General features: G+C 45.9%; 12 protein-coding genes. 1 reads left to right on the forward strand and 11 read right to left on the reverse strand.

The genetic code is table 11. The features are described from left to right. Positions 1–54: 54 nt before the first annotated feature. Positions 55–1,371: a nucleoside recognition domain-containing protein gene (locus PPA03S_RS08655; protein WP_062321848.1), complete on the forward strand. Its 1,317-nt coding sequence runs from the start codon at positions 55–57 to the stop codon at positions 1,369–1,371. On the opposite strand, the gene coaD is transcribed toward PPA03S_RS08655, so the two are convergent. The 11 genes from coaD to PPA03S_RS08715 all read right to left on the reverse strand — a co-directional run bounded on the left by coaD (position 1,349) and on the right by PPA03S_RS08715 (position 14,251). Then, a complete protein-coding gene (coaD, locus tag PPA03S_RS08660; protein ID WP_157284048.1) occupies positions 1,349–1,855 on the reverse strand; it encodes a pantetheine-phosphate adenylyltransferase in 507 nt (168 codons plus the stop codon). The genes PPA03S_RS08655 and coaD overlap by 23 nt on opposite strands. 1 nt (position 1,856) lies before the next feature. Then, positions 1,857–2,468 carry a 16S rRNA (guanine(966)-N(2))-methyltransferase RsmD gene (rsmD, locus tag PPA03S_RS08665; protein ID WP_062321852.1) on the reverse strand — a complete coding sequence of 204 codons (612 nt, stop codon included), beginning with the start codon at positions 2,466–2,468 and terminating at the stop codon, positions 1,857–1,859. A gap of 354 nt (positions 2,469–2,822) precedes the next feature. Then, positions 2,823–3,275, reverse strand: coding sequence for an Imm44 family immunity protein (locus PPA03S_RS08675; protein ID WP_217998927.1), 453 nt, complete (start codon positions 3,273–3,275; stop codon positions 2,823–2,825). 50 nt (positions 3,276–3,325) lie between these two features. Continuing rightward, complete coding sequence (locus tag PPA03S_RS08680) at positions 3,326–3,607, reverse strand: hypothetical protein (RefSeq protein WP_062321858.1); 282 nt, start codon at positions 3,605–3,607, stop codon at positions 3,326–3,328. Positions 3,608–3,708: 101 nt separating this feature from the next. Further along, on the reverse strand, positions 3,709–4,014 hold the full coding sequence (locus PPA03S_RS08685; protein WP_062321860.1) for a hypothetical protein: 306 nt from the start codon (positions 4,012–4,014) through the stop codon (positions 3,709–3,711). 132 nt (positions 4,015–4,146) lie between these two features. Then, positions 4,147–7,209 carry a beta-galactosidase, LacZ type gene (gene lacZ / locus PPA03S_RS08690; protein WP_062321862.1) on the reverse strand — a complete coding sequence of 1,021 codons (3,063 nt, stop codon included), beginning with the start codon at positions 7,207–7,209 and terminating at the stop codon, positions 4,147–4,149. A gap of 177 nt (positions 7,210–7,386) precedes the next feature. Beyond that, complete coding sequence (locus tag PPA03S_RS08695) at positions 7,387–8,217, reverse strand: carbohydrate ABC transporter permease (RefSeq protein ID WP_062321864.1); 831 nt, start codon at positions 8,215–8,217, stop codon at positions 7,387–7,389. Further along, positions 8,210–9,097, reverse strand: a complete 888-nt coding sequence (locus PPA03S_RS08700; RefSeq protein ID WP_062322270.1) for a carbohydrate ABC transporter permease — start codon at positions 9,095–9,097, stop codon at positions 8,210–8,212. The genes PPA03S_RS08695 and PPA03S_RS08700 overlap by 8 nt, the downstream gene beginning before the upstream one ends. A gap of 152 nt (positions 9,098–9,249) precedes the next feature. Beyond that, positions 9,250–10,542: an ABC transporter substrate-binding protein gene (locus PPA03S_RS08705; RefSeq protein WP_062322272.1), complete on the reverse strand. Its 1,293-nt coding sequence runs from the start codon at positions 10,540–10,542 to the stop codon at positions 9,250–9,252. Positions 10,543–10,908: 366 nt separating this feature from the next. Beyond that, on the reverse strand, positions 10,909–12,684 hold the full coding sequence (locus PPA03S_RS08710) for a cache domain-containing sensor histidine kinase (protein ID WP_062321866.1): 1,776 nt from the start codon (positions 12,682–12,684) through the stop codon (positions 10,909–10,911). Between the two features lie 19 nt (positions 12,685–12,703). After that, complete coding sequence (locus PPA03S_RS08715; RefSeq protein ID WP_062321868.1) at positions 12,704–14,251, reverse strand: response regulator transcription factor; 1,548 nt, start codon at positions 14,249–14,251, stop codon at positions 12,704–12,706. Positions 14,252–14,312: the final 61 nt, after the last annotated feature.

Consider the following 14,312-nt stretch of genomic DNA (forward strand, 5'->3'; position numbering starts at 1 on the left):
TAACTAATCCGAAGCCAAGTGCTAGACTTGCGGCTATCCATATGAGGTGAAACCATGACAATGCAGGGCGAAGTTGCGGGCTCTGGACCTTTACGAACAGCACTTCTGAGTACCGGTGCTTTATTACTGGTAATTGCAGTAGTTGTTTCGCCAAAAGAAGCCTTTGATGCTTCCATTCAGGGTCTGGATATTTGGTGGAAAATTATCTTTCCTGCCATGCTTCCATTCCTGATGTTATCCCAAATGTTGACTGCATTTGGCTTCACTCATGCGCTCGGCGTCTTACTCGGGCCATTGATGCAGCGCTGGTTCCGTCTGCCCGGCAAAGCCGGACTCGCTATTGTTGTCGGTATGTGCGGCGGTTTCCCGGCAGGGGCGGATACCGCATCTCGCTTGCTGCAGGATCGGCAAATTACCGCCAAACAGGCGGGGATTGTGGCCTCCACAGCTCATTTCGCCAACCCGCTGATGATTATACTTGTCATCGGAGCCGCTTTTCTCCACCAGCCTGCTGCCGGATATTTCCTTCTTGTGGTTCACTGGATAAGTGGCTGGATTGCCAACATCATCGGGGTACGTCTTCTGCCTGCGGAATCAAAGAGAGCACGTATCGCCTCTTCATCCGCTGAATCGGAACACAATAAGGCAATCTCCGATCCAATAAAGCCTGCTTCTGCACATCAAGCTGCTTCATTCAAACGGCGCAGCCTGTGGTCGCAAATGATGCTTGCCGCACGCGAGGCCCAGGAACGGGATGGACGCGGGTTCGGCAAACTGCTTGGTGACACCGTCTCCCAAGCTGTACAAACCTTGATGATGACCGGGGGATATATGATTGTGTTTGCCGTATTCATTCGGCTGCTCACCCTGTATATCACACCCGGCACTTCAGTCGCTCTCTGGCCCTCTCTGCTGGAGCTCCATCTGGGAGCCTATCACCTGAGCCAAAGCCAGTTGAGCCCTTTGCTCATCATATCTTTACTCGCAGCCATCCTCGGCTGGGGGGGTCTAAGCTCTCATCTGCAAGTCTCCGCTGTACTGAAAGAAGCCGGGCTTGCCACAGCATCCATGTTCTACTTTACCGGCGTACGCCTGTTTCATGCGATGATTGCCTTCTTGATCAGCATGCTGCTGTGGCTGCCATTCAGCCGTTACAGTTCTGAAGTCTGGGCCACGTTTCAGAGCAATCCAGACCATAGTTTGACACCCTTCCTAACCAAGCGATCCTTGATTGGCATGAACACCTCCGACATCATTGACGCCGTCTGGAGCGGCTTTCCGTCTGCCTGCATCGGTCTGGCATTACTACTCGCCGTCATGATCAGCCTATCGGGGCTGACCTTCTTGTTCAACCGCCGGTTTTCTCGATAATTTTCTGACGCAGCGCAGCTTCCACTTCAGGTGAGACCAGATCAGTGACATCCCCGTGGTAGTGGGCAATTTCCTTGACGATGCTGGAGCTCAGATAAGAATATTTCGGATTAGTCATCATAAAAATGGTTTCCGCATCCGGGTTTAACTTGCTGTTCGTCGAAGCCAGCTGCAGTTCATATTCAAAATCCGTCACCGAGCGGATACCGCGGACAATGACCTGTGCTTCTTTTTGCCTTACATAATTTGCCGTCAGATCACGGAAGCTGTCCACTTCCACATTAGGCAGATGACCTGTGACTTCCGTAATGAGGCTCTTGCGTTCTTCCACCGTAAACAATGGATTTTTGCTCATATTATTCAATACCGCCACAATGACACGATCAAACTGCTTCGACGCTCTCGCAATAATGTCCAGATGGCCCATAGTTACGGGATCAAAACTTCCTGGATATACGGCAATTCGTTCCTGACGATGAATCATTTCACTCATGAGGAGCCTCCTCTTCTGCTGTGCTAGGTTCTCCATCTTCTGTTGTTGCAGCAGGTGCATAATGATAGATGGATACAGCTGTCTCCCCATACAATGCTTTGCGCGTTTGTTCAAACGGGCCGAATTGCTCTGGGTAACTATATTTGGATTCATATTCAAGCACGATGGTCGCTTCCGGTTCAAGCAAGTCCAGCTCGTGCATTGTAAGCATTAACTCATCCCCATTTTTCATACGATAGGGCGGGTCCAGAAATACGAGATCAAATTGGGTGCTTCGCTTGGCGAGTGCCTTTAATGCACGACTGGCATCGTTCCGGTATATGGCCGCTTGATCTTCCAGCTTGGTTGCCTTCAGATTAGCACGGATTACTTCAATGCTCTTCGATTCCAAGTCAACAAAAACAGCCTTGTCCATGCCGCGGCTCAGCGCCTCAATACCGAGACCTCCACTGCCTGCAAACAGATCCAATGCTGTACCGCCCTCAAAATAAGGGCCAATCATACTAAACAACGCTTCCTTCACCTTGTCGGTGGTCGGCCGCGTTCCTGTGCCAGGAACAGCCTTCAGCGGTCTGCCTTTCGCACTCCCAGATACCACTCTCACTGATGAGTCACCTTTTCTCTCTATGTAAGTTTATTGATAAAGCTATCGTACCACAATCGGGTTCAGTTTGAAAAATAGTCCGTCTGCTTTCACTCCAGAAAATTGTTGACACAATTGTTGATGGATATGTATAAAAAGGAAACAATCGGGCGATTCTATAATTATCGACATCACAAGTGTCGTAGACAACCGCGGAGAAGACTTACGTTTCCCCATAAGCTCTTCGTCCGGTTTCTCCTCTCCCATGAAAAAGAAGCTCTCGAAAGAGGGCTTCTTTTTGTTATCATTATTATGTACCATAACCGCATTGACCCATTATAAAACCATTGCCCTCAGAAATACCTTCAGAAAATCCTATTCCCCATATTCATTCATACTGGCCTCCAATTCGGATTGAAACCATCCAATATCTTTAAGCCATTCTTCCATGTCATTCATAAATTCTGTATGATTCAAGTGTTCGATCTTATATTTCTTCAGTTTGTCACTCAGAAAAGCATAGAAGTAATGACTCAGCTCATATCGCTGTCTGCTTTTGCTGAACGTTTTATACTGATCCTCACTGACCGTCATATCAAAGTAAATCGTATTGTCCTTCTTTGCATATCTGACCGTCGATTTTCTCTCATATTCTTCAGGCAGACATCTAAAAACAAAGAACAGCTCAATGTCACACGCTTGATATTTACTTTTTGCTTTGTCAAACACAGGCTGTAATTCATCCGAAAGTGCGGCAACCTGTGTTATCCCTGAGGTGTCTGTCGACTTATCCAGTATCATGGCACACATGGCCTCCTCATAGCTCATTCAAATTCATATCACAAAAGTAAATCTGCGTTTTTGCCACTCCATCCAGCTTAGTTGCTTCTTTTTTTGTTACGAATGGATATATTCAAACTTAACAGCGGAATCAATAATCCCAATGCAGGAAAGGCCATATTCCATGACTGGTATCTGATCGATTGAATAACAATAAAGACAATCGCCATCAAGATTATGATCTGAGTAATCTGAAATCTGTCCAGATTACGCTTGAATGCCTTTTTAGAAACCATTCGAATCAGGAAATAGGCAACTAAACTATAAAAAACGATCATGCCTGTAACGCCAAAGAAAACGATTAAAGCAGCATGGCCCAAAATTTTGCCTCCTTCACTCCATCCTATTTCCTTAATTTTACCATATGAGTGAAAGAGAGTCATCGGAATACTCTAGCTGAACTTTCCACACCGTCCTTCATTTATTTCTCTTCACTGATCACTGTTGCGTTATAGATTACAATCCGTTTGCCATCCAGGTCAAAAAGCACCTTATTTCCATACTCCGTATCCTGCAAATCAATCTTACCTTCATACGTCTGAATCAATTCTCCCGAATCACCATACACTTTAACCACACGTTCCAGACCGCCGGAGTTGTTGGATTTCATCGTTTTGAGTGCACGTTCACCTGAAGCCGTGTTGAAATACCAGATGAAGCACCCCACAATAATGCCAAGTATGACCAACGAGGTCACCCATACACCCGTCTTTGCTTTTCTACTCAAAATAAACCCCTCCTTTATCCATGTTCAGTACTGTACGAGGCAGAGACGATAGCGGTTTCATAGTTCAGGCCATCAGCTATAAAAAAGAGGCCTCCCTTGGGAGACCTCTGTCCTACATCTTATACAGCGCTTTTACAGCGCACGAATAACAAATTCAAATTGCAGTTCGCCATCTGAGGCGATGCGGTATTCCGGATGAACCGGAGCCCCCCAGCTGTCGTCGCCGCCTACGCCCATTTGTTTGCCGGCTATCGTTACAACCGTATAATGCACCGGAGGCAGCTCATACGCATGTTGTGCATTCTCCAGTTCAAACGCTGTATATGGAGATACATTCAGCTCAACCGGAGCTGCAGCAGATTCAATTTTGAAGCCGCGTCCCGCGTTGTCGGTCAATTTGGCCCAACGTACACCCGTACGGTTGCCCGACTCCTGCGGTACAAGATATGGAGCAACGGTATCGGCTACCTTTCTGCCATGGATGCCCAGACGAGCCCCAAATGCCCGGTCCACATAGTTTTCTTCCGGTCCCATCGCGAGCCATTCCACATTTTCGAAGTCCGGTGAGGTTTTGAAGGAAAGGGCGTGGATCGGAAGCTCTGGCAGACCTGCCGTTCCGGTATACGTATTATGCACATGCACACTTCCATCTGCGCGCACGGTATAGGCCACTTTCACTTGAACATCTGCTGAAATATTGAGCTTGTACGTGAATTCAATCCGATATTGATCCGGGTTCTGTTCCGCTTTCCAGTTCACACATCTAGGCAGCAGACTTGCAGCATACCAAGCCCCAAGCTCGAAACCCATGGCAGTACCTTTATCATTATCGGTAGTCGCACGCCAGAACAACGGCATAGGAGGCTGTGCAATCGTCTCCTGACCTGACAGCTTCAGCGATACCAATGTTCCAAACGCCTTGGAGAACAGAACATGGGTTTGTCCTACCCTTACACCGATATTAACGTCCCCTTCAACGACCTGAATCTCATTTATCAGGTTCAGATCTGGCACCACAGTATCGTCTAATTGGGCTTCCGACCTGTCCTGAACGAATATAAACTGTCCAAAGGCAACTTCCTCGCCTTTTTTTGCCCACAACGTTGCTGCTTTTAATACAAACGCGGTATTCACCCCATATTCCCCACTAGCAAGAGATTCCACATGAAGTGGAAGTTTCACAATAGTCTCGCTTTGTGGGCCCACATTTACTTCAAGCGTTCCACGCAGCACTTCATGACCTTCACAATCCAGGCTGTATACCAGTTCGAATTCAGATGTGTCCGCGAACAAATTATTGTTAACGATTTTCACACCTTCCCGATCCGGGAACAGCTTGATGTTTTGGTACAGGAATTTGATTTCCTGCATCTTGGCAGACACTTTGCGGTCTGCGTGCACAATGCCGTCTCCACAGAACGAATAGTCCGAAGGACGATCACCGAAATCTCCGCCATAAGCAAGGAACTCTTTGCCGTAGCGATCTTTTTTGTAAATGGCCTGATCGATGTAATCCCAAATGAAGCCGCCCTGGTACATCGGATATTTATCTTCCAGTTCCGTATACTTATGCATACCGCCGATAGAGTTACCCATGGCATGCATGTACTCACAGCTGATATATGGTTTTTCAGGATTGGCGTTCAGGAACTCCTCAATGTCCGCCGGTTTGGCATACATGCGGGACTCCATGTCGCTCGTATCGTTGAAACGACGGTCATGGAAGACGCCTTCATAGTGAACGAGACGGGTGGGATCTGCTGTTCTGAAGTATTGAGATACTTTATAGATAACTTCACCACCATGAGACTCGTTACCACAGGACCAGATCAGAATGGATGGATGGTTTTTATCCCGCTCTAACATTGACACCGCGCGATCCATAACGATATCATGCCACTCTGGACGGTCACCAGGAATAACCCACGAAGGCTCAACTGCACCCAGTTTCTGCCATGATCCGTGCGTCTCCAGGTTCATTTCATCAATCACATACAATCCATATTCATCACACAGTTCATACCACAGGCTCTGGTTTGGATAGTGGGATGTACGAACAGCGTTCATATTGTTTTGTTTAATCGTCTGAACATCCCACAGCATGTCTTCCTTGGTTACAGCACGTCCGCGGCGCGGATTAAACTCGTGACGGTTCACCCCTTTGAACACAATACGTTTACCGTTGATATGCATCACTTTATCAATCATCTCAAAGGTTCGGAAACCAACTGACTGTGGCACAACTTCGACCACCGCGCCAGCCGCATCATATACACGAATATACAGACGATAAAGGTAAGGAATTTCCGCACTCCAAAGGTTTACTTTGCCGATCTCCTCACGAAGACTCACCAGACCATTGATAACTTCAATACCACCAAATGTTTTTACCGTGTTGCCTTCCGCATCCCGCAGTTCAGCCTCTACTTTTGCTCCGGCAGCTGCTTTCCCTTCAAGCTTGAGATCAACGTTTAACGTACCGTTTGTATAAGACTTGTCCAGATCCGTCACAACCCGCACATCGCGAATATGCGCAGCTGGCACAGTATACAGATACACATCTCTGAAAATACCGGAGAAACGCCAGAAATCCTGATCTTCCAGCCAACTGCCTGTGCTGCGTTGATACACTTCCACAGCCAGTTTATTCTCTCCGTCCTGAAGGAATGGCGTCAGATCAAAATCGGATGGTGTAAAGCTGTCTTCCCCATATCCGACAAACTGTCCGTTAAGCCATACATAGAATGCAGATTCCACACCCTGAAAAGAAATATATACCGGGTGGTTCTGCCATCCTGTTGGTAAATGGAATGTACGAATATAACTGCCTACCGGATTTTGGTCCTGTGGCAATGCGGGTGGACGCAGTTCATTCAACCCGTCCCAAGGATATTGGGTATTAACATATTGGATCTGACCGTACCCTTGGAGCTGAATATGCCCCGGCACTTCGATATCATCCCAACCGTCACCGGAGAAATCCTGCTTATAAAAAGCTTCGGGTCGGCAATCCGGACGGATGGCATAATTAAATTTCCATGTTCCATTCAGATCGTAGCGCATTGGCATCGCACCGGATGTCTGTGCTTCTTCCATGGTATGGTAGTAACGATGATCTGAATAAGCCTTGAGACGGTTCACTTCATACACGCTCACATCGCCGAGCCAGTTGATATCTGCTTGTGTTGCTTTCATTCAGCTCTCTCCCTCTTGAAACAAATATATTGATTACTTATTCAGTACAGATTCTTATTTTCCTTTTATTAAACCAACATAAACAAACAGAAAGACAGAGGCACGCCATGATGGTCGGCCTCTTCTTTCCTTCTTTCTTTCTGGCATTGACGTCCAATTAGACTTTATCGTACTGACTTATTTCACAGAACCAACCATACCTGCGACAAAGTGTTTTTGCATAATGAAGAATACTAAGGCGGTTGGCAATGTTGCAATGACGATGGCAGCCATAATGACACCATAATCCGGTGAATAACTGGAACCGAGGTTCGAGATTAACAGCGGGATCGTCTGTTGGTCTGGCGTTTGCAGTACCACGAGTGGCCAGAGGTAGTTATTCCAGCTGCTCATGAATGTGATGATCGCAGCGGCTGCATATGTTGTTTTCATCGTTGGCATGTAGATTTTCAGGAAAATACCAAGCTCGCTCAGACCATCAATCCGACCTGCCTCCAGCATCTCTTTCGGGAACATTTTGGTATTCTGGCGGAAGAAGAAGATCAGGAACGCCGTTGTGATGGTTGGCAGAATAACTGCTGCCATCGTATTAATTCCGATAAACGGTGCAAAACCGGAAATGGTAGCGAACATCCGGTATAACGGAACCATGAGCGCAGCGAACGGAATCATCATGGAAAGCAACAGAATGTTAAATACGATATCCCGTGACTTCGTCCGATACACTTCAAATCCATAGCCGGCCAAGGAACCAATTAATAGTGCAAGGATTGTGGAAATGACCGAAACGATTGCCGAGTTCCCCAGAGCCTGTACCAAGTTCGTCTGATCCAGCAATTTACTGAAGTTATCCAGGAAAGCTGATCCTGGCAGCAATCTGCCTTTGGTAACATCGACAGAAGCATTGGTTGAACTGACGAGCATCCAGAAAAACGGGAAGATAGATACAAATGCAACGATGGACAAAAAGACATAGGTGAATATACGTTTCGCTTTTGCTTTAGCCATTTCTCTCACCTGCCACTTTGAACTGGATTATGGACAATACGATAATCATCAGCACGATGGAATACGAAACGGTTGCCGCATATCCGAAGTCCGGTGAATATTTGAACGAAAGATTATAGATGTATTGGGAGATGGACATCGTCGCATTACCCGGGCCACCTTTGGTGATGTTCATAATTTCATCGAAGATTTGCAGTGTACCGATCGTCGATGTAATGGACGTGAACAGGATGATCGGCTTAAGCAATGGAACAGTAATTTTGAAAAATTGCGTGAATGCATTCGCACCATCGATCCGTGCTGCTTCATAGATCGATTGATCAATGTTCTGGAGAGATGACAGATAGAAAATCATGTTATATCCGGTCCAACGCCAAGTAACGGCGATTATAATCGTAATTTTAGCCCAGAACGGGTCAGTGATCCATTGAATCGGTTCAGCAATCATATGCAGATTCATCAGGAATTGGTTAACCATTCCATCGGAAGAGAACAGATATTTGAATACGACAGAATAGGCAACCAATGAGGTTACGCAAGGCAGGAAGATAGCAGTACGGAAGAAACTGCGGAAGCGCAGCGTACTGTCATTCAATAAAACGGAAATAAACAAACCAAGAATAATCATGACAGGCACTTGAATGATCAAATATAGAAATGTATTGGATACGGCCGTACGGAACGTTGTATCAATGAATAATCTTTTATAGTTATCCAGGCCCGTAAATTCAAGATTGGCTCCTACACCCGACTTGAATGATAAGAGCAGCGCTTGCAGCATCGGATAAAAGTAAAATGCAACGATCCCGATCGCAGCGAGTGATATAAAAGCCCATCCAGTCAAATTATTTTTCTTTTGGAGACTGTCTCCTGTATTCATGGCTTTGGCTTTCACAGTATGGCTCCTCTCTCTCCGTGTAACATGGATAGAACCCAGGGAGCCTGCACCATGTCCGGGTCGGCTGTTGCTTTTGCCAGACAGTGGAACGGCTCCGATGCTTCCTTGGGTTCTATAAGTTACCGTGGATCATCTTAGTTTAATTGTGCTTCAGCTTGTTTCTGTGCATCAGCCAGAACGTCATCAATCGCTTTGCCGTTCAGGAAGTTTTGCATTTCAACCACCAGAATGTCCTCGATGGCATAGGTGTTGATACCGTAGTTTACGCTAGGAATTTCTTGTGTCCATTTTGCAAAATCAGCAAATACTTTTTGTCCGCCGAAGAAATCGTCGGCTTTATCAAACGCTTCGCCTTCTGCTGCTGGTTTGTACGTGCCAATTGCACCAATGTTGTTCAGCAAATCTTGATACAATTGTTTGTCAGAACCGAATGTTTTACCCATGAAGTCAGCAGCCTGGTCTGCGCCAGCCACATTGTTCATGACATACCACGAGCTGCCACCCAAGTTGGATGCGTGTACAGAATTCGATTGTCCAGCCATTTTAGGAAGCGGTGCTACCGCCCATTTACCGGATTGGGATGCTTCTTGACGTACAGATGGTGTAATCCAGTTACCTGTAGGAATGGTAGCTACATCACCGTTGTTGAATGCTGCCACGAATTGGCTCCAGTCGGAGTTCAGTTTCACAACGTTGGCATCCATCATGGCTTTGTAAGTTACAAATGCTTCTTTCAGTGCTGCATTGCCAGCCAGATCAGGTGTTTTGCCATCTTCTTTGGAGTACCATGAACCAGCGGATTGGATCATCATACGGATCAGACCCAAGTCGTTGGGATCCAGTGTGATCAGATCTTTGCCTGTTTTGGCTTTCACATCTTTACCGATTTGGATGTAATCATCCCATGTGATATCTTGAAGGTCAGCCGCTTTATAGCCTGCTTGCTCCAGCAAATCTGTTCTATAGTAGAGACCCGTTACACCAGAGTCAAACGGAACACCGAACTGTTTGCCATCAAAAGCGGTTGGTCCCAGTTTGTAATCCGCGAAATCAGAAGCTTTGATTGTAGAGGACATATCTTTAAACGCATCAGGGTAAGCATTCAGGAAACTTTGAGCACGGTAATCTTCAATCAGAACAATGTTCGGAAGGCCGCTGCTTGTTCCCGAGTTCAACCCTGTATTCAGTTTTTGGATAATATCGGCTTGAGCATATTCAATGATATTGATTTTCAGATCAGGATTTTGTTTTTGATAAGCTTCTTTTGCTGTTTCTAATGCAGCAACGTTAAAGGCTTTGTCCCAAGCCCATATCGTAATTTCATTGGAGGTTTTTTCACCCTCACTTGCCTTGTTCCCTCCACCACCGGAAGAACATGCAGACAACAGCAGGACAGTAACGAGCATCAGGACCCACATTTTTTTCAAACGATTCAACTCCCCTTCAACCTCTTTGTGTTTAATTTGTTTGCATTTTCTGAAAGCGTTTGCTTTCGATAGATTCATCTTATCATTCCCAAATCTTCATTCGTTAGTAATAATTTTGTACGGATTTGTCATCTTATTGCCACAATGAAAACCTTTACAGAAAACGCTTGCACTAAATTTGGCTTTTTGTAATTTCTTTTGATTTTGTACTTTTTTGATCTGAATATTTTACAAGTCAAACCGTTTTCTAATCGTTGTGAACATCAAAAAGGTCCTCCCATGTTGTCTCAAAACAAACAGGAGGACCTTCTATATGATTCTACTTTTCTAAATCAATAAGGTTTTTATTCAATGCTACTCTGCTTCTTAGCTTGTGATCAATGGGAGTGTCACGGTAACCCGGGTTCCCTCCCCAGGTTTACTCATTATGGTCACCCCGTAAGGTGCGCCGTATAACAGCTCTATACGATCATTCACATTCCGAATCCCGATGCCACTGAACAATTGCCGATTGTTCTTCGGATTAGGCAGAGACTCACCCATGGAGAACCCTTTGAACCCTTCGATCCCGTCCCCATTATCCATGATTTCGCAAATCAGCGATTCCCCTGCTCTGGAAACCATCACATGAATAGTGCCTGTTTCCTTGGAATTGAACCCATGAAAAAAGGCATTCTCGATAAAGGGTTGAATCACCAGTTTGGGTACATGGTAATGTGTACAGTCCGGGGCTACATAAAAAGCTGCTTTAATGCGCCCTCCATATCGGACGTGATTAATGAACACGTAATTTTTCAGATTTTCGATTTCTTGCTCTACGGTCACTGTCTCACTCACGTTACTAATCGTATTCTGCAATAAGGCGATCAACGCATTAATGGTCTCGGCTGCCCTGTCCTTGTTGCCTTGCTGTACCAGCACTTTAACGGAAGCCAGAGTGTTGTACAGGAAATGCGGATTGATCTGGCTTTGCAGCGCCGCAAGCTCTGCATTTCGCTGCTCCCGCTGGGTAAGTACCAGTTGATCCACATAGTCATGCAGTTCGTCCAGCATGTAGTTGTAGGCATGACCTAGCTGTCGGCTCTCGTAACTTCCACTGACCGGAATATAGTTATCCAGATCACTTTTGGTAATATTGGACATCTGCTTCACGAGTCTCCGCAGTGATTTGGTAATCTGATTCGTAATAAGAAACACGAGTATCAGTGCTGTTGCCACAATGGCGGCGCAGATTAGGGCAATGGTCTTCATATCAATCAATTGCCCCATGGCCACATCCTTGTCCACGACGTTTACGATGTAAAACCGGTAAAATGGCAAGTATTCAGACAATACCACACTGTCCTGATCCATAACCCGTGCATTTACACCCTTTATGCTTTCGTTATTCATTTCTCTGGCATAGGTCAGCAATTCGAGTTGAGTGGTACCGATCCATTCTTCACGATTGGACGATACAATCTCACCCGCATCATTCAGGATGACCACATCGTTGCCTCTGCTCGTGAAACTGCTGTAAAACTGACGAAATACGCTCTCTCTCATAGTGACATAGACTGTGCCGTAGAGTCGGTTTTGGGCACGATCCGTCAATGCCTTGGTCGCTGAGATCATCTGCTGGGCAGTCTCATCTTTCGTCTGATAATCGTCAAAAATGATCCGGTTCGGACTCGCGGCCGCTTCCAACGTAATGGGCTGCTCCTTCAATTCATCCGCCGACAAACGAAGATGAGATCGATCCGTGGAATACGTACGTCCATTAATACCGCTAATTGTAATACCGACCTCATAGGACTCTGTTATCGACTGAATTCGGTCCATTGTCTCCCTCATATTATAGTAGGACTTCGCCATCGTAAGGGAGTCACCCTCCCCTTCAGACAGATAACCCCGGATTGCCCCGCTTTGGCTAACATTATTGGATACAGCAGCAATCGCATCGTTAAAGGATTCAAAGTTCGTTTTGATCTGGCCAAGCACCTTGGAGTTCGTAATGCTGAACGTCTCGGTAAACAGCTTGGTCGACATATGAATCGATGTCCATAGAATGAGCACAGAGACAAGAATGATACTCACGAACATAACGAGGAACAGTTTGGGGAAAAGTCCAAGCCTTGAAAATGCATTCATCCATTTCTTCATTTATTTCTTCCTTCTGACGTTATGCCCAGAATTTTCGCCGGTATCGGCTCGGTGACAGGCCGGTAAATTTTTTGAACACCTTGCAAAAGTAACTGTGATCGGAATACCCTACCATACTGCTAATTTCGGAAATGGTGACATCGTCCGAGCGGAGAAGTTCCTCTGCCCTTTCAATCCGAATTTTATTCAAATATTCATTAAAGCCTTCTTTTTTGTGTGAGGAGAAATAACTGGACAAGTATGATGGATTAAAATGAAAGTGCTTGGCTACTTCGGCCAGCCCGAGAGGCTGATCAAAATGCTCATGCATATATTCCAGCAGCATTTTCATATTCGGATCACTTCGTCGTCCATCTTCTCCAGTCGTGCACTCTTGTACCTCAGCCATGAACTGATCCAGCACATTCATGGCTTCGGTCAGACTGGAGGCACCATCCACATGTTTGAAGTAGGCATACTTGCTCTCTTCCAGCGCAGCAGACTGTACATCCATATCCGCCAGGGTAATGGTCACGTTAAAGATCAGATTGCCCAGAAATGACTTGATTTCAAACACGTCTGCAATATAATCCCGTCCCAACGTAAGGGCATGCTCTTGCAGATACTCTCTTGCCGCTTCTGTTCGATTACGCTTCACATGCTGCAAAAACATATTCACATTGAACTGATACCCCGCAGGGTGGAGAGGCGGAAGTTCACCATATACCAGAATAGGACGGTCCTCATAATAAAATCGATACTCCATCAGCTTGATCATTTGTGTTCGGTATACGCTGCCCATCTCTTCAAATGAAGAAAAGCTATCACTCAGCACCCAGCAAGATCCGTCCTGTACCTCCCTATTCTCGCTTGCCAACGCCTTGATCCGCTGCAGCATCCATTCATCCTTCAAAGGCTCTACATTAAGGAGTACCACAGGTGACGCGCCTTCGGCCGGAACGATTGCGCACTCCACGTCAGGAAGCAGGCTCCGTATCCTGGACTCCAATTGCTCGTTATCCAGCTTGTGCACATATGCCCGTGTGTCCTTCGACATATATAAGAGTAAGCGAAAGCAGTGGTGAGGAAATCTCTCTCTAATCATATGCATCTCGTTATCCTCATCAAGCGTAAAACCGGACAGCATCTTTTCCATCAGTTGTCCCAATCGCCAACCATCATGAGAAGGTTCAAATTGTAATTCGGGAATTTTGCCAGCAGTACGCTGAAGCACTTGTAATAATTCATTGGTATCCAGTTTCGGTTTTAATATATAGTCTGCTGCCCCATTCTGGAGCGTCGAACGTACATATTCGAATTCACTGAAGCTGCTAAGTACGATAACCTCAATCTGTGGATGGCTCGCTTTTAACGTCCGGACAAATGTTTCCCCATCCATCACAGGCATCACGATATCGGTAATGACAATATCCGGCTGTAACAAACGTACCTGTTCAAGTCCCTCTTCCCCATTGGAAGCTTCACCCACAATCTGAAATCCTTTGGATTCCCAATTCATATGATGCTTGATGCCTTGTCTTACCAGAAACTCATCGTCAACAATCAGCACCTTGCACAACCGGTTCATGACCCTTGACCCCCCTTATCTAATCTTTCCTCTATGTCTGTACAGGTTATACCATAAGATC

Source organism: Paenibacillus pabuli NBRC 13638, from assembly GCF_001514495.1.
Taxonomy (GTDB): domain Bacteria; phylum Bacillota; class Bacilli; order Paenibacillales; family Paenibacillaceae; genus Paenibacillus; species Paenibacillus pabuli.

What these genes read in the sequence shown, in the direction of transcription:
- PPA03S_RS08715 (WP_062321868.1), bottom strand. Translation starts at nt 14,251, where the DNA reads ATGAACCGGTTGTGCAAGGTGCTGATTGTTGACGATGAGTTTCTGGTA.
- PPA03S_RS08695 (WP_062321864.1), bottom strand. Translation starts at nt 8,217, where the DNA reads ATGGCTAAAGCAAAAGCGAAACGTATATTCACCTATGTCTTTTTGTCC.
- coaD (WP_157284048.1), bottom strand. Translation starts at nt 1,855, where the DNA reads ATGATTCATCGTCAGGAACGAATTGCCGTATATCCAGGAAGTTTTGAT.
- PPA03S_RS08655 (WP_062321848.1), top strand. Translation starts at nt 55, where the DNA reads ATGACAATGCAGGGCGAAGTTGCGGGCTCTGGACCTTTACGAACAGCA.
- PPA03S_RS08700 (WP_062322270.1), bottom strand. Translation starts at nt 9,097, where the DNA reads ATGAATACAGGAGACAGTCTCCAAAAGAAAAATAATTTGACTGGATGG.
- lacZ (WP_062321862.1), bottom strand. Translation starts at nt 7,209, where the DNA reads ATGAAAGCAACACAAGCAGATATCAACTGGCTCGGCGATGTGAGCGTG.
- PPA03S_RS08710 (WP_062321866.1), bottom strand. Translation starts at nt 12,684, where the DNA reads ATGAAGAAATGGATGAATGCATTTTCAAGGCTTGGACTTTTCCCCAAA.
- PPA03S_RS08675 (WP_217998927.1), bottom strand. Translation starts at nt 3,275, where the DNA reads ATGAGCTATGAGGAGGCCATGTGTGCCATGATACTGGATAAGTCGACA.